Source organism: Caballeronia sordidicola, from assembly GCF_000729995.1.
In the GTDB taxonomy this organism is placed as follows: Bacteria; Pseudomonadota; Gammaproteobacteria; order Burkholderiales; family Burkholderiaceae; genus Caballeronia; species Caballeronia sordidicola_A.
Genome location: NZ_JNFG01000020.1, coordinates 185032 through 209356 on the forward strand (window position 1 = coordinate 185032; position 24325 = coordinate 209356).

Annotated in this window: 16 protein-coding genes; 12 read left to right on the forward strand and 4 right to left on the reverse strand. The window is 59.1% G+C overall.

Features of this window, described 5'->3' with window-relative positions; translation table 11 throughout:
* Positions 1–35: 35 nt before the first annotated feature.
* From FH08_RS0120100 to FH08_RS54160, 5 genes are all read left to right on the forward strand, one after another.
* Entirely contained in the window at positions 36–1187 is a 1152-nt protein-coding gene (locus FH08_RS0120100; RefSeq protein ID WP_031360065.1) for a sigma-54-dependent Fis family transcriptional regulator, read from the forward strand.
* Positions 1188–1285: 98 nt separating this feature from the next.
* Positions 1286–3088, forward strand: coding sequence for an NAD(P)/FAD-dependent oxidoreductase (locus FH08_RS0120105; protein WP_031360066.1), 1803 nt, complete (start codon positions 1286–1288; stop codon positions 3086–3088).
* Between the two features lie 385 nt (positions 3089–3473).
* A complete protein-coding gene (locus FH08_RS0120110) occupies positions 3474–5618 on the forward strand; it encodes a putative bifunctional diguanylate cyclase/phosphodiesterase (protein ID WP_051888383.1) in 2145 nt (714 codons plus the stop codon).
* Between the two features lie 661 nt (positions 5619–6279).
* The gene (locus tag FH08_RS0120115) at positions 6280–7512 is read left to right on the forward strand and encodes an AAA family ATPase (protein WP_031360068.1); all 1233 of its coding nucleotides are present in this window, start codon (positions 6280–6282) and stop codon (positions 7510–7512) included.
* Entirely contained in the window at positions 7509–8081 is a 573-nt protein-coding gene (locus FH08_RS54160; RefSeq protein ID WP_075583353.1) for an RloB domain-containing protein, read from the forward strand. Before FH08_RS0120115 ends, FH08_RS54160 begins: the two co-directional genes overlap by 4 nt.
* A gap of 315 nt (positions 8082–8396) precedes the next feature.
* Here the strand turns inward: FH08_RS54160 and FH08_RS0120125 are convergent, their stop codons facing one another.
* A complete protein-coding gene (locus FH08_RS0120125; RefSeq protein WP_031360070.1) occupies positions 8397–11363 on the reverse strand; it encodes an EAL domain-containing protein in 2967 nt (988 codons plus the stop codon).
* Positions 11360–12607 carry an ABC transporter substrate-binding protein gene (locus FH08_RS0120130; protein WP_031360071.1) on the reverse strand — a complete coding sequence of 416 codons (1248 nt, stop codon included), beginning with the start codon at positions 12605–12607 and terminating at the stop codon, positions 11360–11362. Before FH08_RS0120130 ends, FH08_RS0120125 begins: the two co-directional genes overlap by 4 nt.
* Positions 12608–13164: 557 nt before the next feature.
* On the opposite strand from FH08_RS0120130, the gene FH08_RS0120135 reads away from it, so the two are divergent.
* From FH08_RS0120135 to FH08_RS0120150, 4 genes are all read left to right on the forward strand, one after another.
* A complete protein-coding gene (locus tag FH08_RS0120135) occupies positions 13165–13425 on the forward strand; it encodes a hypothetical protein (RefSeq protein WP_031360072.1) in 261 nt (86 codons plus the stop codon).
* A gap of 366 nt (positions 13426–13791) precedes the next feature.
* Positions 13792–14346, forward strand: a complete 555-nt coding sequence (locus tag FH08_RS0120140) for a DUF2760 domain-containing protein (protein WP_031360073.1) — start codon at positions 13792–13794, stop codon at positions 14344–14346.
* Positions 14343–16190, forward strand: coding sequence for an Hsp70 family protein (locus FH08_RS0120145; RefSeq protein WP_031360074.1), 1848 nt, complete (start codon positions 14343–14345; stop codon positions 16188–16190). Before FH08_RS0120140 ends, FH08_RS0120145 begins: the two co-directional genes overlap by 4 nt.
* A gap of 5 nt (positions 16191–16195) precedes the next feature.
* Positions 16196–18973, forward strand: coding sequence for an Hsp70 family protein (locus FH08_RS0120150; protein ID WP_031360075.1), 2778 nt, complete (start codon positions 16196–16198; stop codon positions 18971–18973).
* A 55-nt stretch (positions 18974–19028) separates the two neighbouring features.
* Here FH08_RS0120150 and FH08_RS0120155 read toward each other — a convergent pair whose 3' ends face one another.
* Positions 19029–19742: a UPF0149 family protein gene (locus FH08_RS0120155; protein WP_031360076.1), complete on the reverse strand. Its 714-nt coding sequence runs from the start codon at positions 19740–19742 to the stop codon at positions 19029–19031.
* A 378-nt stretch (positions 19743–20120) separates the two neighbouring features.
* Here FH08_RS0120155 and FH08_RS0120160 point away from each other — a divergent pair, with 378 nt between their 5' ends.
* Entirely contained in the window at positions 20121–21227 is a 1107-nt protein-coding gene (locus FH08_RS0120160; protein WP_031360077.1) for a porin, read from the forward strand.
* An 86-nt stretch (positions 21228–21313) separates the two neighbouring features.
* Here the strand turns inward: FH08_RS0120160 and FH08_RS0120165 are convergent, their stop codons facing one another.
* A complete protein-coding gene (locus FH08_RS0120165) occupies positions 21314–22264 on the reverse strand; it encodes a LysR substrate-binding domain-containing protein (protein WP_031360078.1) in 951 nt (316 codons plus the stop codon).
* Between the two features lie 171 nt (positions 22265–22435).
* Between FH08_RS0120165 and FH08_RS0120170 the strand changes: the two genes are divergently transcribed.
* Positions 22436–23212 carry an ABC transporter substrate-binding protein gene (locus tag FH08_RS0120170; RefSeq protein WP_031360079.1) on the forward strand — a complete coding sequence of 259 codons (777 nt, stop codon included), beginning with the start codon at positions 22436–22438 and terminating at the stop codon, positions 23210–23212.
* A gap of 52 nt (positions 23213–23264) precedes the next feature.
* On the forward strand, positions 23265–24101 hold the full coding sequence (locus tag FH08_RS0120175; protein WP_031360080.1) for a phytanoyl-CoA dioxygenase family protein: 837 nt from the start codon (positions 23265–23267) through the stop codon (positions 24099–24101).
* Positions 24102–24325: the final 224 nt, after the last annotated feature.

Sequence of the window (24325 nt, forward strand, 5' to 3'; positions counted from 1 at the left end):
TTGCGCGAGCGCACCGAATCTGCCGGAGGCTCTTCATGCCGTATGTTTCGCAGACCAGACACATCGATCGCGTGCGCAACGTGATAGAAGGCCGCATGAGCAGCCCCGGTGCTGATGCGTCGCGGCTGGCGTCGTCGTATAGGCGCTCTCTGGAGCAATATCACCTTGATCCAGGCGCGACTATCGGTCCGCGTATCCTGACCGTTCCCGAATTACGCGATGTCCAGCAGCGCCAGGAAACCGTGCTGCGTGCATCCGGCGAATGCCTGTCGCGGCTGCATGAAACCGTACGCGAAGCCGACTACTGCGTGATGTTGACCGATGCAGAGGGTGTGACCATCGACTACCGGGTGGATCGCGATCGCCGTCATGAATTCAAGCGTGCAGGTTTGTATCCCGGTTCGTGCTGGTCCGAGCGAGAAGAGGGGACATGCGGCGTTGCTTCAGTGCTGCTCGACGCCGAGGCGATCACCGTCCACAAGACCGACCATTTCCGCGCGGCGTTCACTACGCTGACGTGTAGCGCATCGCCTATCTTCGGCGTGCAAGGCGAGTTGATCGGCGTGCTGGATGCGTCCGCCGTGCGCTCACCCGAAGAGCGCGAGAGCCAGCGGCTGGTTAACCATATAGTGCGGCAAAGCGCGTTGCTGATCGAGGACGGTTTCTTTCTCAACGCTACCACGCATTGCTGGGTCTTGCTCGCGCATCGCAGCCGCCATTACGTTGAGGCGCAGCCGGAAATACTCATCGCCTTCGATGCACGCGGTTACGCGATCGCAGCTAATCGGCGCGCGAAAGAATGTGTTCCGGGATTGAACCAGTTGCCGTGCCACGTCTCCGAACTCTTCGATATCCGCGCCGAGCGCCTGCTCGATGCACGCCCTGGCCGCGATCTCATCTCGTTCAGGTTAGTGGGCTCAGGTTCACCGCTGCATGCGCGTGTCAGGCCGCCTGTCGTGCGCGCTTCCCGAAGCCCGGCGCCGACACCGACATCGCGCGAAGCCGCTAACCCTGTCACGCAACCCGCGTTGTCTGAAAGCGAAGCACTGGAGCGCACTCGCATACTTGCTGCGTTGACGGATGCGAAATGGCGGCCCGCCATGGCGGCGCAGGAACTGGGCGTATCGCGGGCAACGTTGTACCGGCGCATAGCGAAGTTTGGAATAGTGGCGCCGCACAGGCGCTAGCACTAAATAAGCGTTTTCATTTTAGCGGGCAAAGAACCCGTCTTTTTTAATCGGTACCAATCGATACTTAGTGATCCGTATCTCATGGAGGAGCGACCATGTCTGAGCAGAATCCGAACCAAACCATTACCCATATCCTGGAGACATTCGAAGCAGCGCTTAAAAGCGGCGACACAGCGGCGGCCGTTGCGCTATTCCAGCCCGATGGTTATTGGCGCGACCTGGTGGCGTTCACCTGGAACATCAAGACGATGGAAGGCCGCGAGCAGATTGCGGCGATGCTGGAATCGCAGCTGGACACGGTCAAGCCTTCCAGGCTGAAGATTGCCGATAACGAAACGGCGACCGAAGCGGACGGCGTCACGCAAGCGTGGATCACGTTCGAGACCGGTGTTGCGCGCGGCACGGGTTTTATCCGCGTGAAGGACGGGCAGATATGGACGCTGCTTACGACCATGACCGAACTCAAAGGCCACGAAGAACCAAAAGGCATCAAGCGCCCGATGGGCGCCGAACATGGCGCACGCAAGGACCGCACTAGCTGGAAGGAGAATCGCGAGGCCGAACTGGAGAAGCTGGGTTACGAGAAGCAGCCGTATTGCCTGATCGTCGGCGGCGGGCAGGGCGGCATTGCGTTAGGTGCGCGGCTGCGGCAACTGGGTGTGCCGGCAATTATTATCGATAAGAACGAGCGGCCCGGCGACCAATGGCGCGCTCGTTACAAGACCCTGTGCCTGCATGATCCGGTCTGGTACGACCACATGCCGTACCTGCCGTTCCCCGACAACTGGCCGGTGTTTTCGCCGAAGGACAAGATTGGCGACTGGCTCGAGATGTACACCAAAGTGATGGAGCTGAACTACTGGGGATCGTCCACGTGCACGTCCGCTAAATACGACGAGGCTGCAGGCGAATGGATCGTGGAAGTCGAACGCGGCGGTGAAAAGCTGACCCTTCGGCCGAAGCAACTTGTGCTCGCCACGGGCATGTCGGGCAAGGCCAATACGCCGACGTTCAAGGGCATGGATGTTTTCAAGGGCGAGCAGCATCATTCGTCGAAACATCCGGGGCCGGACGCTTACAAGGGCAAGAAGGTTGTCGTGATTGGCGCCAACAATTCTGCGCACGACATTTGCGGCGCGCTGTGGGAAGCGGGTGTTGACGTGACCATGGTGCAGCGTTCGTCCACGCACATAGTCAAGTCGAATACGCTGATGGACCTGGCGCTGGGCGATCTTTACTCTGAGCGCGCGGTGGCCGCGGGCATGACCACGATGAAGGCCGACCTGACGTTTGCATCGGTACCGTACAAGATCCTGCACGAATTCCAGATCCCGGTTTATAACGCGATCAGGGAGCGTGATGCGGAGTTTTATGACCGGCTGGAGAAGCGGGGTTTCATGCTCGATTTCGGCGATGACGACTCGGGCCTCTTCATGAAATACCTGCGGCGCGGATCGGGTTATTACATTGACGTGGGCGCGTCGGACCTTGTCGCTGACGGCAAGATCAAGCTGAAGAGCGGCGTGGACGTGGTCGAGTTGAAGGAGCATTCGGTTGTGCTCAGCGACGGCAGCGAACTTGAAGCGGATCTGGTGGTGTACGCGACAGGTTATGGATCGATGAACGGCTGGGCGGCAGATCTTATATCGCGTGAGGTGGCGGACAAGGTGGGCAAGGTGTGGGGATTGGGATCGAACACGACCAAGGATCCGGGGCCGTGGGAAGGCGAGCAACGCAACATGTGGAAACCTACGCAGCAGCAGGCGTTGTGGTTCCACGGCGGGAATTTGCATCAGTCGCGGCACTACTCGCAGTATTTATCGCTGCAGCTCAAGGCGCGGATGGAGGGGATTCCAACGCCGGTGTTCGGCTTGCAAGAGGTGCATCATTTGTCTTGATGGCAGGTCGTAACTGACGCTTTGCAACAGAGTGTCAGCCGTGCCCGGCAGTGGTCGATTCTTTATCGATTGCTGCCGGGCACGTGTGTTTTCGGCACGCCCTCACAACCACCCGCATCAGAGTCGTCGCGGCATGAAGGGCGACCGGCGCTCAATTTTTTCAAGTTTCCAAGCAGCGAGTCGTTATAGATAGTGCGTGAGCCGTTGCCGAGAGTTCGACTCTCGCACATCGGGCCGACTCTCATGGCCACTTCTTTTCCGTGCCTCAGGCGTTTGTTTTTACATGGGAGGCTAACGCTCGACCATCATTTGATGCTCACACTGTCGTGCGCGAACGCGGCGAGAGAGATCCACGCAGTTCGGATCAACACTTATGGAATACCCCATGCTTGCTGGTAGCTACAATAGTTTGCTCGTCTTGTTCTCGCTGCTCGTCGCGATTCTGGCGTCGTATACCGCGTTGGACATGGCGGGCCGCATTTCTACCTCACAGGGACGGGCAGCCTTTGGGTGGCTGGCAGGCGGCGCATGCGCCATGGGCACGGGCATCTGGTCGATGCACTTTGTCGGCATGCTGGCCTTCAGTTTGCCGATTTCGCTTGGCTATGACCCCACGATCACCGTTCTCTCACTTCTGATCGCCATTGCGTCGTCGGCGTTCGCGCTATGGCTCGTGGGCCAGAACGAATTGCCCGTGCCGCGATTGATCGGTGGCGCTGTATTACTCGGTGCCGGGGTCACGGGTATGCACTATACGGGCATGGCTGCGTTGCGCATGACGCCCGGAATCCGCTACATCCCGTTCCTTTTTATCCTGTCAGTGATCATCGCGATTCTTGCGTCAGGCGCGGCGCTATGGATTGCATTCAACCTGCGCCGTCATTCACCCGTGGTTCGGCCGATGCGCGCAGGCGCAGCGGTGGTGATGGGCCTCGCCATTGTCGCGATGCACTATACCGGCATGGCTGCAGCGCAGTTTCCGCTTGGGAGCGTGTGCGGCGCCGTGCGTGAAGGGGTGAGCGCGGGCTGGCTGGCGCTTGTGATCATTGTTGTCACGCTGTCGGTACTCACCATCGCACTGGTCATTTCAGTCCTTGACCTGCGGCTGGAGGCGCGCACCGCCGTATTGGCGGTCTCACTCGCTAAGGCCAACCAGGAATTGACCTACCTGGCATTGCATGACGCCCTCACCAAGCTGCCCAACCGCATGCTGCTGGAAGACCGGCTCGGCAGGGCGATCCAGAGTGCTGATCGTGAGCACGGCCGCTTCGCCCTGATGTTCATGGACCTGGACGGGTTCAAAGCGGTCAATGACGCCTACGGCCATCATCTCGGCGACCTGTTGCTGGTCGATGTCGCGCAACGCATCGGGGTGAACGTTCGATCACAGGACACGATCGCCCGTGTGGGGGGAGACGAATTCGTATTGCTCGCGGAGGTTGCCGAACCGGCGGATGCGGCGACCCTCGCCGACAAAATAGTGGCCGCCATGCGAGAGCCGTTTCAGCTTGCCGGCCGCGAGTTGCGCGTGTCGACCAGCCTTGGTATTGCGATGTATCCCGGCAATGGTGTTGATCAGGAGGACCTGCTGATCAATGCGGACGCCGCGATGTATCACGCAAAGGCGCTAGGACGAAATACCTACTGCTTCTTCGAAGCCTCCATGAACGCCAATGTGCATGAGCAATTGCAGCTTGTGCAAGATCTGCGCGCGGCGGTGGAGCGGAACCAGCTGATCTTGCAATATCAACCCAAGTTCGTTGCACCCCACGGGCCGGTCATCGGCGTGGAAGCGCTGGTGCGTTGGCGGCATCCCACTCGCGGGTTGATACCGCCGGACCAGTTCATCCCCTTGGCGGAGAAAACCGGCTTGATCGTGCCAATTGGCGAATGGATTCTTGACGAGGCCTGCCGGCAGATTGCGGTGTTGCGCAACGCAGGCCACGCCGACCTGACCATGGCGGTCAACCTGTCGGCATTGCAATTCACGCATGCGAGCCTGATTCGAACTGTCCGCGAGACCCTGGAGCGCCATCTGCTGGAACCGAGTTGCCTGACGCTCGAAATCACGGAGTCCACGGCAATGCACGATGCCGATGCAAGCCTGCGAATCCTGGAGCAACTGCACGATATGGGTGTGCGTATTTCCATCGACGATTTCGGCACGGGCTATTCAAGTCTTTTGTATCTGAAACGGCTACCGGCAAGCGAGCTGAAAATCGATCGCGGGTTTATCCGCGACCTGGCCCGTGACACAGAGGACGCAGCGATTGTCTCGGCAATCGTGGCGCTGGGTCAGACACTTAATCTGAATATCGTGGCCGAGGGTGTGGAGACGAGGGCACAGCAAGAATTCCTGACCCGTCTTGGCTGCGATTCCCTGCAAGGTTTTCTGCTTGGTCATCCGATGTCGGCAGATGATTTGATCGATGTGCTGTCGTCAGATGGTGTCCTGCAAGCAGCAACGCGAGGGCGCTTCGCCAGTGAGGCTGACGTGCGGCTGGCGCCCGTTGAAGGACACGCGGGTTGATCGGCGATGTTCAGGTAACTATTGTCGGTTAACGGAATTAGTTGGACTAACGCGCGGTTAGTTAGACTCGAAAGCACGGAATTGCTTGGACTACCCGGAATCGGCAGCGACAGTCAACAAATGCCGTAGCCGTAGGGCGTTCGTTTTGGGAAGGCGATCGGCACTTCACGACCCAACTCGGCCGTTCACTGGTGCGGGGCAGGAACGGAAGCTTCCGAGGCAGAGCGGACGGAGCCGGTGTGGCAGCCCGATGCCGCCGAGGCAGTCATCATTGGGCAGATGAGAGATTCGGCAGAGCGGCACCGACGGTCGACAATTCAATGTGTGTCCGGACGCGACCTGTGGCATTCGACTTGAAGTGACCGATATCGTCCTCGATCTAATTCGGCGTCAATATCAGGGTGCACTAATGTCCTGCTCAAGGATGGCCTGCGCATTCTTTCGGCCTATGCGATCAATCCGGCGAAGCCGAGCAAGGGATAAAGAAACTGTTTCTCGAGCATCGCCGAGGCCGCCATGCGCGCAACGACCTTCCGTTTGCCTCCGAATATTGACGTGACAGAGCACAAGAGGTCCAGCTGAGCCCGTCAAATCTACCGTTAAATCGAATTATTGACGATTTCTCGTTAAAAACGTACGATAGAGCGATGCGAGGTCGCCTATGCTCTACAAACTTGAAGTCGAGAATTTCTTCTCGGTCCGTGATCGCCAAGTGCTCGATCTCTCGATTGACGCCAAGGTCCCTGACCTTGAAAACCGCTTTGCCCCGATCTTCGAGGGTTCGGCGACACGCGCGCCCAAAGTAGTTGTTCTGTACGGCGCGAATGCGTCCGGCAAGACAACCGTTCTACGTGCGCTTCAGTTTATTGCGACCATCATGCGCGACAGCGTGCAGCGCCTAGCGCCTGGTTTTTCTAGCTGCGAACGCTTCAATGACGCCGAATCGGCCAACAGGCCAATGCGCCTGGCCATCGAGCTTGGCGGCGTCATGAATCTAACGCCCGAAATCCTGAAGCAGGCCCGGGATGGTGGGACGGTCGAACAGGGAATCTACCGCTATGAAATTCAACTTGAAGTCAAAGATGGTATCGCCACACGTTTCCTGAACGAGGCGTTGCATCAAAAACCGAACGCCCAAGGCAAATGGCAGCGCGTGTTCGACCGTGATGCCGACGGCAAGGTCAGAGGCTCGAAGTCCTTCAGCCTGTCAGGCTTCCAGCACCTAGTGAAAACGCTTGCCGTGCATCACTCGGTCCTTTCGTCTTTCGCGAAATTCCAGCATCCGACCGCACAACTTTTTGTCGAGATCGCAAGAAAAGCGATCTTTTCGATCGAGCCCGTCGCGCATGCGAGCGTGGACAAATTCGTCATCGATTTTTTAAAGGATCAGCCCACTATTCTCACGCGTCTCAACGAAGAGATGAGTCGGATCGATGTCGGGGTCGAAGGGATGCGATTCCAGGATGGGAAGGACGGCCCCTTCTTGATGTTCAAACATTCGGGGCTGGACGTCGAGATGCCGTGGATGCTCGAAAGCCACGGCACCAGAGCCTTTATAAAGATATTTCCATTTTTGGTGATGGCGTTTGATCAGGGCGGTGTCGTCGCGATTGATGAGATGGACGCAGCTATTCATCCGCTTGTTCTGCCAGAGCTATTGCGGTGGTTCTACGATCATGAAACGCGCAATAAACTCAATGCACAGCTTTGGCTTTCCTGCCATTCGGCATCGCTTCTGGACGATCTCATGAAAGAAGAGATCGTCATTTGCGAGAAAGACCGCCAGGGCCGTTCGAATTTCTTCAGCCTGATGGATGTAAGGATTCGCCGCGATGACAACCATTATCGGAAATATTTGAGCGGTGCCTATGGTGGAGTGCCCTTGCTCGGATGACCCGTCGACGCCCCGCTCACAGGCCCCTGAAACGGCAGATTTATGTCGGTTGCGAAGGTGCTTCCGAGGCCAGTTATGCCGCCCTGCTTCAGGATTTCGTTACGGAGGCGGCCCTGCCTTTTTATTTGAAGATTGAAGATTTAGGCCGGGGTGCTGGCGACCCGCTTGCGCGCGTTGAAACAGCTGTAAGGCGCATCGGGCAGCAGACTAAAAAACGCATCGCCCCCGACGCCTGCTTTCTTCTGCTCGACGCTGACCAGCTCGCTCTCGATCCCCTGCGGGCTGAAAGGGCGCGCCGTATGGCAGCCGATAACAACATTACGCTCGTTTGGCAGGACCCATGCTTTGAGGCCGTGCTGCTTCGTCATCTGCCGAACCGTGCTGCTCTCCGGCCGCACGACAGCAAACGCGCAGAAGACGTCCTTGTCAGGAATTGGCCCGACTATCGGAAACCGATGCCTCGTGCCGGTCTGGCACAACGCATCGATATCGAAGCCGTTATGCGGGCGGCCGCTGCGGAGCCCGATCTCGCCAAGCTGCTTCGTGCGCTTGGCTTGATCGCCGTCTGAGCCAACCAAGGAACGCAACATGCTTGAAAACGAGACTATAACGGCGTTAGATGACTGGCCGCACACCGCCTTCCGCAACGGGCGAACCGTGTGCCAATCTCACCCTCCCGCGAATCCAGCAAATTCGCGTCGCAAATTCGGCAAATCCAATTTATCCGCTTCCGCGTCATCAAACGCGTCATCGAATAAATTGGCGAGTCTTTGATTTTCAATGAGGCTCAGTCCAACTAATTCCGTTCTCCCGCACTATAGCAACCGTCCGAAGCGGACTGATACCGAAAGTCTACGCGCATGTTCAGCGAACGAGCGTTCCCGCTAAGGCGTAACGCAGGAATGACAGGCTGATCTTTCCTCGAGAGCCGGCCATACCAACACCTCGAATTGATCAGCCGGAACCGGTTCGGAATATAAAAAGCCTTGGGCAAAATCACAACCCACGGCGATCAGAAAATCTCGCTGCTCTGCCGTCTCCACCCCTTCGGCAATGACCTTCAATCCCATTTTGTGAGCCAGCACGACCATCGCTTCGCAAAGCGCCTGGTTGTTTTCATCAAAGGCGAGGTTCTGCACGAATGAACGGTCGATCTTGAGGTAATCGATGTCGAAGCGCCTGAGATACGCCAGGGACGAGTAGCCCGTCCCGAAGTCGTCGATCGAGATCCGGATCCCCGCATCACGGAAGGTCAGCAGTTTCTCGTCAATCTTCGATTCTGCATGCAGCAACAGTCCCTCGGTTATTTCAACCGCAACACTCTGCCCCGGCATCCCTTCCTGAATCAGATAGTCGGGCCATTGGGTACACAGCAGGCTGTCCTGACGAATCTGCACCGGCGATACGTTGACGCTGATCTGGAACGACGGATGGAACCGGCTGCGCCATTGCCGGGCCTGTTGCACGGCATGCCTGAACATCCAGTCGCCGATCGGAACGATGAGTCCCGTGTCTTCGGCCAATGGAATGAAATCCAGCGGGCTGATCGTGCCGCGTTCGGGGTGCAGCCAGCGGATCAATGCTTCGGCTTTGTAGATTTCCCCAGTCGCGAGGTCAACGATAGGTTGGTAATAGATCTGGAACTGCTTGCCAGGCAGCGCGGCGCGCAGGTCACTCGTGAGACGCAGGCGCTTTTCCGCCGCCACTTGCAGGTCGGGCGTGAAGTAGCTGAACCGATTGCGCCCGGCGTTTTTCGCCGCATACATGGCCTGGTCGGCATTCTTGAAAAGGACATCAAGTTCGCGGGTGTCGTCGGGGTAAAGCGTGACGCCGACGCTGGCAGATATGAAAGCCTCGTCGGGGCCGAGCTTGAATGGTACAGCCAGGTTGTCGATGATCGTCTTTGCGATCCGGTCAATGCTTTCGGTGTCGTCCAGGTTGGGCAGAATGACGGTGAATTCGTCGCCGCCGAGACGCGCAACAGTGTCCGATTCGCGCACGCTCGACGTGATGCGTCTGGCGGCCTCGATCAACAGGGTGTCCCCTGTGTCGTGTCCGAGGGAGTCATTGACCTCCTTGAAGCGATCCAGGTCGATCAGCATCAAGGCCATGCGCTTTCCGGAGCGACGCGACAGTCTGGCCTCGTAGTCGAGGCGGTCATGAAACATCTGACGATTCGGAAGATCGGTCAGCGCATCGAAATTGGCCTGTTTCCAGATCGTCGCCTCGAATGCCATCCGGTCCGATAGATCACGACCAACGGCCAGCACCGAGCTTACGTTGCCCGACCGGTCAATCTCCGGAGTCAGGCGGATATGCGTGCATTGTTCCTGTCCGTCGAGACTAAGCCATTTCAGTTCGAGCTGCGAACTTTCGCCGCTTGAAATGACGTCCAGAATTTTCATCTCGTAGATCAGCGCGTTAGCGCCGCCGGGGATCTCCGAGGGTCGCTTGCCGAGCGATTCGCCGAGGCTGCACCCCGCGGAGGCACAGAACGCGGGATTGGCATAAATGCGGTGGAGGTCCCGGTCGTAGCGCGTAATGGTGTCCGGGGAATTCTCGATCAACGTACGCGACTCGTGCTCCCGGGTCACGAGTTCCGCCGTGCGCTCGATGACGGTCTGCTCAAGGGAGGCGTTGATCTCGTTGATCTTCTGGATCTTCTGCTTGATCGCCTCGCGCATTCTTTCAAAACGCTGCGCCAGTCTGCCTAGTTCGTCCTCACCGTCGGCATGGGTGAGCGCTTGCGCACTGACCTCCGCCTGAGCTCCCGCATCGTTGCCGGTATCGTGCATCTTGCGCACCAGTTCCTTGAGCGGCGCCGAGATACTGTGGGAAATGAAGTAGGCGAGAAAGATCGAAAGCAGGAAGCCCAGGATGCCGACCAGGATGATCTGGTTGCGTACCGACTGTGCCTGCGCCGTCAGCTTCGCTTCCGGGATGGTGCTGACCACAAACCATGTTGTGCCGGGAATCTGCGAGTAGGCGGCCAAGTAGCGCGCGTGGCGCTCTCCCTCGAAGGGGACGAAACCGCTTGGCTTGCCATAGGGCTGGTTGTGCGCGATCTTATCGATCAGGCCGGGTTCGGCCGTCTCGCCAGCGGTCTCGTCCGCATTCGTGGAGGCGTCGTCGGCACGGACAATCAGCTTGTTGCTGCTGGCATCGAGAACGTAGATTTCCGTTCCACTGCCCAAGGCGACGTCATTAAAAATCGTCGAGAAATATTCGGGGCGAACCACCAGGACCAGATTGCCGATCTGCTGATTGTTGCTCTTGCTGATGATGGCCCGCACCATCCCCAGGTTTTGTTGCCCAACGCCGTTGTCGTAACTGCCCCAGTAGGGATGTCCATTGTGACCGGGAGCTTGCTCCACCAAGCGCGTCACACCCTGGGTCAGTTGCGCGAACGCCTGGGTGTCCATGATCCGGTTGTTCTTGTCGAGCAGATATTTCTGGTTGATGAAATCAATCGATCCGTAGTGCTCCAGGAGCAGCCGGGTCATATCCCGGCGCGCCTCGCTCTGCTCAGTTGCGCTGCCGTTTGCGACCCTTGTCAGCGCACTTTGGACCCGATCAGAGAGCACAAGGAAGCTGCTTTCCGTCTCGACCTGCTCCATCCGCAGCAAGACGTTCTTGGACAGCTGCTTGACCACCTCTTTCGAAAATATCTCCGCTTTCTCCCTGATCGCTGCAGTCGATTCTACATACGATAAGTATCCCGAAAGAAGTATGGGTAACAGTGAAAGCAGAATGAATGCGCTAATCAGCCGGTAACGAATCTCGACACGGCGCAACAGGTCCAGGGAGAGGTACTCGAAAATGCGTCGCAGCGAACCCATGATTGAGCTCATTTGTAGTGCATCTTTGCTTCGTTCTTGACAGATTCATCCAGGAGTTTTGCGGCCTGCCCGGGCGTGATCTTCTTGAACAGCACATCCTGCATCAACTGATGCAGCCGCTCGATCGAATTGGAAGGTAGAACCGAATAGTACGGGCTGGAGGTCACGGAAAAGCGACTTACCCTCTCCGTGTAGTCGGCAATCTTTGGATTGCTCACCATTGTTTCGTCGACCTGCTTGAATGGCGAAATGTTCTGGCGTTTTCTTTGGAGAATGGAGAACCCCTTCCCGGCGATGAACTCGAGGAAGCGCGTTGCCGCGACTTTATTGGGTGTCTCTCCCACAGCGAACCCGGTTTCGCTGCCAATCACAGGCACCACCCGCTTGCCAGGCGCGTTCCAGGGGGGAATAAACACGCCAACCTCGAAGGGGTTGCCATGAAGGAAAAGGCCGGCCGCCCAACTGCCGTGAAAAGCCATCGCGACCTTGCCTTCCTTGAACAGACGTATGCCTTCATCGTAGTCGGTCGCCATGAATCCCTCTTGTACATACCCGCGGTCCGCGATCAGCAGGATCTTGGCAAAAATATCGGCTACCTGAGGCGTGTTCAAATCCAGCGTGCCGTCAGACATCTTCTTCTTCCAGTCCGGCTCGCGTGCCACCACATTGTTGGCAAAGCCGAAACTGAAGGGACCGTTGCCGAGCATGTTCGGGAAGCCACCGTTCCACATGATAGGTGTAAAACCCGCTCGTTTGAGCTTTTCGCAAACCGTCAGGAACTCCTGGAAATTGGTCGGCAGTTCCTTGATCCCGGCCTTCGCGAACATGTTCTCGTTGTAATAAATCAGCGTCGTAGCCACTCCGCCGGAGATTCCGAATTTTTTGGACCGGCGACTCGTCCAGTCGCCCTTGAGAGGGTCGAGCATGTTGTTCCATGCAGAGGTTCCACCGATGTCCGCCAAAAAGCCTTGGTCGGCCAGTTCAGCCGAGTATGCGTTCGGGTTGACGCTGAGCAGGTCCGGCAAGTTGCCGGAGGCGATCCGGGGCTTGATATTTTCTTCGACCGAATTGCCGATCATGAACTGCACATTCACGCGTATGTCTGGATTGGCCTTGCTGAACTCGGCGGCAATCTGCAGCATCTCCTCGGGCCAGTCCGGGGCCCAGATCAACGCAGTGATGGTGGTCCGGGGCGGCGCGGCTGTAGTCGCGTTCGGAGATGCCTGGTTTTGCTGGTGACAGCCGTACAACGACATGAGAATGACGCTGACCAAGACAGATAGCAGGGAGGCAAGCTCAATTCGTCGCACTGGAGGTTTACTTTTTGGTTGCGGGATGGAACGACCCGGCTTCAGTCAGCGCTTTACACGCACCTGAAAGCTAACCGTTGGAACCTGCATCGCGAAACGGGCAATGGTATGACCACGGTGGCGACTCTGAAGCGGTAAAAACGCAAAGACAAGGCGAATTGAACGGGGACAGTACTTAGTCTGAATATCGGCAACAGGCGTAAATACTTTAGTTGGCGCGAACCCGGATATCTCCGATACGGCGCGTAGTCGCTGACGCGAATACGTGTTTGTAAACCCTTGTATGCGAAGGCCCGGCATGTGATGGCGTCACTGACCCTCAGCGACTCCTGACCGGTTCCGGCGTCCTGCCGATGCCCGCAGAGAACCGCGCAAACAACGTGTCTCAAGGCCGATGATCACAACCACGGCCGGGCACGACCAGGCACAGAAGCCTGGCCAAGCATTGCGAGTTTTGACTTGCGGCAGGGAAGCCATCAGAGATTACAGTTAAACTATTTGCCATGAACGAGTGCCGTTACTGCGGAAAAATGCGTGACGAATGGGATTGCCACGGGCAGGAGTGCCGCACGGCCATCGCCCGGGCCCTGCGAAGGCAGCGCCTTGGCCTGCCAATGGTGGCGAATCTCATCCGCAACGAAATCCCCGCTGGCGCGACTACGGGAGAGGTTATTACCGTCCTGTGGCGCCAGCGCGTGCGCGCTCGCCGTGCCAACGAAGAGCGCCGCAATCGCAAGGCCGAAGAGGATTTCGACGGCGACTAGCAGACGGCAGTGGGCGCTTCGGCTTCGGCAGCCGAAACGGCCGGTGTGTCTGCCTTAGGCAGGCACCCAATCCCGACCGCCTGAGACCCTTCAGGCGGCGCAATGCTCGCGGGATTTACGGGTGTATCGATACCGTCAGGCACTCCCCATGCACACGCGCACGCGGCATCGCAATCGCAACAATAGTCCTGCACCATTCGCGTATTGGCCGGCTCTCGGCCACATCAAGGCAAAATACGGGTTTTAGCCCCCAGTCGGGCTCACGAATTAAATGCCGGCACTTGCCCTTCAAGGCTTTCAACGAGCCTTGTCACGCGGCCGGCCGGATAGCTCGTTGTTCAAGCGAGCCTACAGGAGCCATTTTGTATGACCGAATCGAACATGTCTTTTCTCGGCAGGTTTTCCTTGGCCGTCGGAACTTTTTTCGCTGTGCTGGGTGACCGCGAATTCGCGGGCCAGGTGCGTCGGCTACGCGACGGGGCAGCCGTGCCCGGCCCCGTCACGCCGCCCCAACCCGCAGCCGCTCCCACGATCAAGGAAACAAGTCCGGAGGCTGCGCTTCAGCTTCTGGGACTGCTCCAGCGTGGCGCGCGCTTCGTTGACTTCGTCGAAGAGGACATCGCAGGTTATTCCGATGCGGACATCGGCGCCGCGGCAAGGCTCGTGCACGAAGGCTGCCGCACGACGCTGCGCGAGCATTTCACGATTCGCCCGGTGCGCCAGGAGCCTGAAGGCAGCCGCGTGACGCTCGCCGACGGCTTCGACGCAACCGCAATCCGGCTGACAGGCAACGTGGTCGGCAAGCCGCCGTTCAACGGCACCATCAGTCATCGCGGCTGGCGAGTCGAGGACGTCAGGCTCCCGATGTTGACAAAGACACACGATGCGACCGTGATCGCACAGGCCGAGGTAGAGCTATGACTGAACCGCGCTATTCGATCGGCATCGACCTGGGCACGACCCACTGCGCCCTCTCGTACGTCGACCTCTCCGCCAGTGACGGCGAGAAGACCATTCAAGGCGTGCTGCCAATCACGCAGCTCACCGCACCGGGGGCCATTGAAGCGCTCGAACTGTTGCCGTCGTTTCTCTACCTGCCCCATCCGAGCGAACTGACGCCCGGCGACCTCGCTTTGCCATGGACCACCGAGCGCGACTTTGCGGTGGGCGAAATGGCACGCAGCCGAGGCGCAGGGACGCCGATTCGTTTGGTGTCGAGCGCCAAGAGCTGGCTCTGTCATCCGGGTGTGGACCGCCGCGCGGCGATCCTGCCAAGCGACGCGCCGCCTGAAGTGACGCGTGTCTCGCCGCTTGAAAGCTCGGTTCGCTATCTCACGCATTTGCGCGAAGCATGGGACCACGCGCATCCCGATGCACCGTTCAGCGAGCAGGAAGTCACCGTCACCATTCCTGCTTCTTTCGATCCTGCAGCACGGGAATTGACGGCCGAGGCAGCGCAAGCGGCGGGCTACGCCCACATGACGCTGCTGGAGGAACCGCAAGCAGCGCTCTATAGCTGGATCCAGAAAAGCGGCGGCGCGTGGCGCAAGGAGGTGAAGGTCGGCGACATCATCCTGGTCGTGGACGTGGGCGGCGGTACGACTGACCTCTCGTTGATCGCGGTCATCGAACGCGAAGGCAATCTTGAGTTGCATCGTGTCGCGGTCGGCGAACACATCCTGCTGGGCGGCGACAACATGGACTTGGCGCTGGCGCACGTGGTCGCGCGCAAGCTGGCGGCTCAGGGAACGCAGGCCGATCCATGGCAGTTGCGCGCACTCACTTATGCGTGCCGCGCGGCCAAGGAAACGCTGTTGACCGATCGCAGTACGGAGACGGTGCCGCTGGTCGTGCCGAGCCGTGGATCGAAACTGATTGGCGGCTCGATCCGCACCGAACTGACCCGCGCCGAACTTACGCAGACGATTCTTGACGGCTTCTTCCCGCAAGTCGATGCATCGGCGCGGCCGGTGACCCGAACGCGAGCCGGCCTGACCCAACTCGGCTTGCCGTATGCGCAGGATGCGGGCATCACGCGGCATCTCGCGGCGTTCCTCGGCCGACAGGTCGCAGCGCTCGCTGAGCTCGACGGACTGCAGCACGTGCCGGCCGAGAACGCGAGCTTCCTGCATCCGACAGCCGTCCTGTTCAACGGCGGCGTGTTCAAGTCGACGCTGCTCGTCGAGCGAATTCTCGATGGCCTCAACGGCTGGCTCGCGGCTGAAGGCGCAGCACCTGCGCGCCTGTTGGGCGGCGCCGATCTCGACCTCGCGGTCGCTCGCGGCGCGGCGTACTACGGCTACGTTAAACGCGGCAAGGGCGTGCGCATTCGTGGCGGCACGGCACGCGCCTACTACATTGCGATCGAGTCGGCCATGCCGGCGGTGCCCGGCATGGAGCCGCCTATCCAGGCGTTGTGCCTCGCGCCCTTCGGTATGGAAGAGGGCACCGACGCGGCCTTGCCGCCTCAGGAATTCGGTCTCGTGGTCGGCGAACCCGTGCACTTCCGATTCTTCGGTTCATCAGTACGTAGGCAGGATCAGGTGGGTACGATGCTCGACTACTGGTCGCCCGACGAGTTGCAGGAGCTGGAGGAAATCCACGCTACGCTGCCGCCCGAAGGACGCACGCCCGGCGAAGTCGTGGCGGTGAAGCTGCATGCACGCATTACTGAAGCCGGCACGCTGGAACTCGAAGCCGTGCCGCGCGGCACGAACGAGCGCTGGAAAGTCGAATTCGATGTGCGCGGCAGCGCGAACGCCTGAGTGCGATGAAGCGCTATATCGTCGGTATCGATCTCGGCACAAGCAACACGGTCGTAGCGTACGTCGAGGCGGGTACTGACGAGATCAGGATCTTTGATATCGATCAGCTCGTGGGCCTCGGCGAGGTTGGCGCGCGAGAGCTGTTGCCGTCCGTGCGCTATCACCCGGCGCAGGGCGAGCTTGCGTCCGGCGATCTGCAATTACCGTGGAGCGGCGCGGACAAACGCGAGATGCAACCGGCCGTGATCGGACGGCTCGCCCGTACGCTGGGCGCGCAGGTGCCGGGGCGGCTCGTGACCAGCGCGAAAAGCTGGCTTTCGCATGCATCGGTCGACCGTCTCGCGCCGATCCTGCCATGGGGCGCGGACGATGAAGTCGGCAAGGTCTCGCCGGTAACTGCAAGCGCAAGCTATCTGGCTCACGTGCGGGCTGCATGGAACCACCGTTTCCCCCACGCGTTGCTCGAACATCAGGACGTGGTGCTCACCGTGCCTGCATCGTTCGATGATGGCGCGCGTGCACTGACGCTTGAAGCAGCGCGCATCGCGAAGCTGCCCGCGCTGCGGCTTCTGGAAGAACCTCAGGCCGCGTTCTACGACTGGCTGTTTCATCATCGCGCGACACTTGGCGCCGAGCTCGCCCAGACGCGTCTGGTGCTCGTCTGCGATGTGGGCGGCGGCACGACGGACCTCACACTGATCAAGGTGCATTTTGAGGATGGTGAGCCGCAACTGACTCGCATCGGCGTCGGCAATCATTTGATGCTCGGCGGCGACAACATGGACCTTGCGCTGGCGCATCTGGTCGAGACACGTTTGGCCAAGGAGCAAACGCGCCTGTCGGCGGCGAGCCTGTCGCAACTCGTCGAACGATGCCGCGCCGCGAAGGAACAACTGCTTGGCGCACACCCGCCCGACTCCGTTGCAATCACGCTGCTCGGTGCGGGAGCGCGGCTTGTCGGCGGCGCACGCACGACGGAGCTGAGCCGGGATGAAGTCGAGCAGATCATCGTGGAAGGGTTCTTTCCAACCGGCGGTCCGGACGAATTGCCTCGACGGTCGCGGGCCGCGCTCGTCGAATTCGGTTTGCCCTACGCGGCCGATCCGGCAATCACGCGGCACATCGCAGCGTTTCTGAAACGACTCGATGCGCAGTCGCGCGAGGCGTTGGGTGTATCGGATACGGCGCAAACATCGATGCCCGATACCCTGCTGCTCAACGGCGGCGTGTTCCGGGCCGAAGCGCTCTCAGGGCGTCTGGCGAGTGCGCTCGGCACATGGCGCCAGCAGCCTCTGCACGTATTGCAAAACGATCATCCCGATGTTGCTGTCGCGCGTGGTGCGGTCGCCTACGGCCTAGCGCGTGAGGGACATGCGCCGCGCATTGGCGGCGGTTCGCCACGCAGCTATTTCCTCGTCCTTGATAGCGACGCGCAGGACGAGGCCCAGGCATCGCGAGGCGTGTGCCTGTTGCCACGCGGAACCGAAGAAGGTCACGAGGTACATCTCGAGGATCGCGTGTTTGCGCTGCGGCTTGGGGCACCGGTGCGCTTCCATCTGGTCTCTACCGTCGCCGACACAGCCTGGAAGCCAGGCGAGCTTGTCGATCTCACGACGGGCGATTTCATCCGCTTGCCGCCGGTTGCAACTGTAGTATCGCAGCAGGATGCAAGCGGGCTCCGCGAGCGACCGGTCAGACTCACGACATCGCTGACGGAACTGGGCAGACTGGAGATGCACTGCATCGCAACCGACGACGCATCGCAACGATGGCTGCTCGAGTTCCAGTTGCGCCGTGACGATGCTGAACACGACGTCTCCGAAACCATACGACATCCCTCGCTGGACAAGGCCATTGAACTCATCGACCGCACGTTCGGCGCCCGCTCGGCGAATGTGGATCCGAAGGAAGTAAAGCGCCTGCGTGCAGGACTTGAACAGCTACTCGGTCCACGTCAGAGTTGGGATAGCGCGCTGCTTCGCGAACTCTTCGGGGCGCTCTGGGAGCGCGCCGGCCGGCGCAGGCGTTCCGCGGATCATGAACGTCTATGGCTGAATCTGGCGGGCTATTGTGTGCGGCCGGGATTTGGTTATCCGCTCGATGAATGGCGCATCGAACAGCTTTGGTCGCTCTTCGACGATGGCATTCAGTATGTCAACGAGGGCCAGGTGTGGTCGGAATGGTGGACGTTATGGCGCCGCGCGGCGGGCGGCTTGCCTGAGGATGCGCAGCAACAGGTGCTTGATGCCATGGCCTGGCTTCAGGCTGCTGCGGGCACGAAGCGGCACAAGCTGCCCTTCGATCCCACGAAGGTGGGCCAAGCGGACATGCTGCGTCTTTACGCGTCGCTTGAACGCATTTCTGTCGATCGTAAGGTTGAAATCGCGGAACAGCTTTTGGCTCGGCTTGAACGGCCCTCGGAAAATTTGCAGGGCTGGTGGGCGGTTGGCCGCATCGGTGCACGTCGGCCGTTCTATGGCAGCGCGCACGGTGTTGTGTCGGCGGACGTGGCGACCCGATGGCTCGATGCACTCCTCGCGCTGGACTGGAAAAAGATTGAGCCCGCCGTGTTTGCCGCCGCGCAAATCGCACGCATGACCGGCGACCGTTCGAGGGATCTGCCGGAGCCGATCCGCGAAACTGTCGTGCGGCGACTCGAAGCTGCGAATGCGCCGTCAGCGTGGGTCGACATGGTTCGCGAGGTCGTGACACTCGATAACGCCGACACGGGTCGCGTATTTGGAGAGTCGCTGCCTGCGGGATTAAAACTGATTGTCGGATGAAGAGTCTGGCGAGTGTTGCTGATGCAAACAACCGGTTACCTGATTCAATGCCGGGCTAGTGAAGCACGCTTCCCGCTCCGCAGCATTTCTTGAACTTCTTGCCGGAACCGCACGGGCACGGATCGTTGCGGCCGACCTTTGGAGCCGTGCGCTGGACGGTCGTTGCGAGTTCGCGTTCGAACACCGCTTGCCGGAACGGAAGCCAATAACGGTAGATCACGGCAATGCTGCCGGGAATCTGTTTTGAAAGCTCTTCCCGTTGATCGGGAAAAAGGACGAGTGACTCCTCTTCATCGCTAAGGTCCAGGGAGCCCAGCAATTGCAACGGCCTTAGCCAAACTTGCCCATCCGGGTCATCGAACAGCGGTTGCCAGGCTGAACGGCACAAGCCTAGACCCTGCATAAAACCAAGCGCCCAAGGTTCAGCGTCGGGATACACATGCGGATCGCCTCGAAACCTGTTCTCGCCGAAGACCGGCGCAAGTGAGTCTGGATCTTTCTCCAGCGTCTCGATAATGCCGTTGAAGAGTTGAATGATAAGACCCATGATGCGCTGGGCGTTTTCCTTCGACTCGAATGCCGGTGCGTCGTCAGGCTCCGGGCCCCAGATACCCGGAATCCATTGACTCGGCATCAACGTAATCGGACCGATCGCGATGGCGGTCAAATAGCCGTCCAGGGCATCGACCATCAATGTCTCATCCGAAACTAAATCGGATGTCAGGAACTGGTCGAGTTCGTTCAGCGCGTCGTCAGTCAGAAGGGGCATTTGGAGATCGGTCTCGAACCGGGTCGCATCACTGCGATGCAACTAAACGGACATTTTAACCGTGATTGGAAACAGCCCCTTCGGAACGAGAGTCGGCGATTCCTGCAATGCGCCAGACGTCTATTAGTGATTCCCCGGTCGCAGACCGAAACAGTATTTAAAAGCGTTTCAATAAATACCTATAGCCCCGGATTTTATAGACTATCCCGCGACACGGAAGTCAATCCAATGTTGCGAACGGGAGACACGGCAATAGAAAACAGATCCCCATTTAATTTGATGGAAATATGATCCCGCTTGCGATCATAAATCGCGCATGAGCTACCAGCGTTACATACGTCCGTAGTTTGCCCAGCAAATCAATAGGGGAGACACTCTGTGAAGAAAACTACCAGCGCAATCGGCGCAATCGGCGGCGCACTGATCGCCATTGCTGCTCAGTCCGCATTCGCGCAAAGTTCGGTCACGCTGTACGGCATCGTCGACACGAGCGTCCGCTACCTCACCAACGCCGATGCGAACAACGACAACCAGGTATCGATGGGCGTCGGCCCGATCACCGGCAGCCGATGGGGCTTGAAGGGATCCGAGGATCTCGGCGGCGGCCTGTCTGCAGTGTTCCGCCTTGAAAACGGCTTCAACCTCTGGAACGGCCAGCTTGCGAGCTCGGGCACGCTCTTCAACCGGATGGCTTACGTCGGGCTGTCGAGTAACCAGTACGGCACCGTCACCTTGGGTCGCCAGAACACGCCACTGTTCGATCAGTTAGGGAACGTCTACGACCCGTTGACCGTGGGTAACTACGATCAGGATGGCTGGTTGCCGGGCGCACTCGGCTACGGCCTGCGCGAGAACAACTCCGTCAAGTACAACGGCCAGTTCGGCGGCTTGAACGTGGAAGCCATGTATGGCTTCGGCAACGTGGCGGGCAGCACCGGCGCGAGCAATATGTACGGTTTGACCGCGTCCTACACGTTCGCTGGCCTGGCTTTCGATGCGGGCTTCCAGCAGAACAGCGACGTGCACAACAACAAGTTCAATGTTGTCAACGTAAGCGCGGTCTATTCCTTCAGCACGGTCAAGACCTTCGCGGGCTGGCTGCATTCGCAGGACAATACCGGCATGGTCGATATCTTCATGTCGGCTGCAAACTCACCGGCTGCCAACTTCGCGGCGCCTGTGACGAACACCAACCGCATCGACGACGGCTTCTACACAGGCGCCACGTGGCAGGTGACCCCGCCCTTGCTGCTGACTGCGGCGGCCTACTACGACCACTCACGCAATGCGCTAGACGCGGACGGGACTACGCTTAGCCGCGGCGTCCGCTACTCGGGCGTGCTGCTTGCCGAATACTCGCTGTCCAAGCGGACAGAAGTGTATGGCACGGTCGACTTCATCCATGGCACCGGCGCGGCGCAAGCAGACTTTCCGGGACGCAACAACCAGACCGGCGTTGCAGTGGGCCTTCGCAACGTATTCTGACGTGACGTGCCCGGTTTGCCGCCGTGCATGACACTTCGGAACGAACGGCGCGCACTCAAGGGTGCGCGCCGTTTTTTTTAAGTTAGTCAAATCAACAGTTCGACTGACTGCAGCACGTGGCGTGTTTCCGGCAAACTCGATTCGCATCCTTCGCGAATCGTTTCGATCATGCATTCTATAAAGCACTCGGACGCGGCACTCGCCGGATGACCGCTGCGCGAGATGACGCTGACCATTGCGTCATCGAGTTGCTCGCGCAACGGTATGGCGCACAGACCTTCTTTGGCCGCGCTGACCTCGACCAGTGGCCACGGAAATACGCTGACCATGTCGGTCTTTTTGAGCAACGCAATGGCTATAGAAAGAGAATGAGTGAGATGAATCTTTCGCGGCACGGGCACGTTGTATCGAGTGAACATGTTGTCGACAAGGGCATTTTCGTTCAACGGGTCCCACGTCAAGACCCAGTCCAGATCGCTGAGATCCGCCAATGAATGGCAATTCGCTCGCGGATGTCCCTCGCGAGCGACGAGCGCGCAAGTCGACGAAAACAATGGCCGATACTGAAATTCAACACCGAATGCTCCAGGCTCCGGCCGGCCGATAAAGAAGTCGAGGCTGCCGTCGCGCAGGCGCGGATTGGCTATCGATAACAAACCCTCGAAGAATTCGAGGCGAACATCAGGCATGCGCTCGCAAAAGCGCGTGACCGTGTCCGCCAGGAACGTCATCGCAATCCACGGGGTGACAGCAACCGTGAGCTTGCCCTGCGTGGCGCCTCGCAGGGCGCTCATGGCTTCCTGGGCGCGTGTCATTTGTGCGTAGATCAGTCGGGCGTGAACCAGTAGCGCCTGGCCGTTCTCCGTGAGCGTGACGCCTGAAGACGTGCGTACCACCAGCGACATCTGCACGCTTTCCTCGAGCTGGCGCAGGCTCTTGGTGATCGCCGCCGGAGAGGCTTTCAAAACGCGCGCCGCACCGCGTACGCCACCAGCTTCGGCAATGGCGATCAGCGTGCGGATTTGGTGAAGTTTCATACGCTCTCGATGATAAAGACGGGTTCGCCCGGAGTGTTCACCTCTGGTTGCCACGTTCACGATTCTAGCTCTCCCGCCCTGTTTTCTGTCGCGCTACGGTAGCGTCACCCGATCAAGTTCCAACGCTCATCACCGACCGCTCACATTGATTCAACACCGACGGGGAACTCCATGAAACACATGACGCTTTCAGCCCTTTGCGCACTGGCGATGTTGCCCCTTGCTGTTCTCGCACAGGATAAGCAGGCCATTCGCTTCGGCGTCGATCCCAGCTATCCGCCGTTCGAGTCGAAGGCGCCGGATGGATCGTTCACGGGTTTCGATATCGACCTGGGCAACGCGATCTGCGCGCAACTCCATCAGAAATGCGAGTGGGTCGAGCAGAACTTCGACGGCATGATTCCGGCGCTCCAGGCGCGCAAGTTCGACGCCATACTCTCGGCGATGTCGGCTACGCCGGCGCGGCGTCAGCAGATTGACTTCAGCAATCGGCTTTACAACAGCAGCTCGGCATTGATTGCGCGGGCGGGCTCGAACCTTCAGCCTACCGCGCAGGCGTTGCAGGGTAAACGCGTGGGCGTTGTGCAGGGCTCGACACAGGAGAGTTACGCGAAGGAAGAGTGGGCGCCGAAGAACGTGACGGTGGTGTCGTATCAGACGCAGGACCAGATCTACCAGGACCTCGTGACGAATCGTCTCGATGCGGCATTTCAGGCCGCCGTGCAAGCTGATTTCGGTTTTCTGAAGACGCCGCAAGGCAAGGGTTTCGCGCTGGTGGGCAAGCCGGTGGGGGACAGTCGCGTGGCGGGTGATGTCGCCATTGGCATACGAAAGGGCGACACGTCGATGGCAACGCAGATCAATCAGGCCATTGCCGCGATACGTCAGGACGGCGTGTATCAACAGGTCGCTGCAAAGTACTTCAATTTCAATATTTACGGCGATTGAGCGTCGATTGAGCGTCACGATCCAGCCCAATTTTTCTCGTAGGGAGTCAGGTATGTTGGAGACCGTAACCGCCCGTCTAGCGCGGGCCGTGACGCCGCAATTGATGGAAGACTATCACCGCGATGGCGCGGTTTGTATTCGCCAGATCTTCACGCAGGAAGAGGTGGCTTTGCTGCGCGAGGGTATCGATAAAAACCTGCAAGCGCCCAGTCCTCGCGCGAAGGTCGCGAGCCGTCCCGACGATCCGGGCTGGTTCTTCGAAGACTTCTGCAATTGGCAGGATAACGAAGCGTATCGCCAGTTCATTTTTCAGTCGGCGGCGCCCGCGGTTGCCGCGACGCTTTTGGGAAGCGAGACCATACGCCTTTACCACGATCATCTGCTGGTGAAGGAGCCGAATACCCGGCAGCGTACGCCGTGGCATCAGGACCAGCCTTACTACAACATCACCGGCCGCGATAACGTCAGCATGTGGATTCCGGTCGATCCCGTCTCGCAGGAGTCGAGGCTGGAGTTTGTCGCGGGGTCGCATCTTGGGCCGTGGTTGATGCCGCGTACGTTCATGGACAATCAGGCGAAGTGGTTTCCCGAAGGCAGCTTGGCAGATCTGCCGGATATTGAGGCTGACCGAGGAGCGTATCCGATCATCGGATGGGCGTTGGAACCAGGCGATATGGTGTGCTTCAACATGCTGACGCTCCATGCGTCCGGTGGTGTGAGCGGGCAGACACGGCGGCGTGCATTCTCGATTCGGTTTATCGGCGACGATGTTCGGCATGCGCCGCGGCGCTGGCATACCTCACCGGAGTTTCCGGGTCTCGCGGAGACGCTGGCGGAAGGGGCGCCGATGGACCATCCGCTTTTTCCTGTCGTTTGGAATGGAGCTTAGCGGGGTGCACAACCGGCTCTCAACCGTTTTGAAGTGTTTCCCGGGAAACCTTGTTGACGGGTTCATTTAGCCGCAAACCCCCAGCTTAAAAAAGTGTCTGGTGGCGATATGCGCGGAAGCGCACAGAGAGATTTGAGTTGCGGGCCATACTCTTTTCGCTACCGCACAAACGTTTTCGCCTGAGCTCCACGAACAATAATTCTGCAGATCCTTCATAAGCCGCA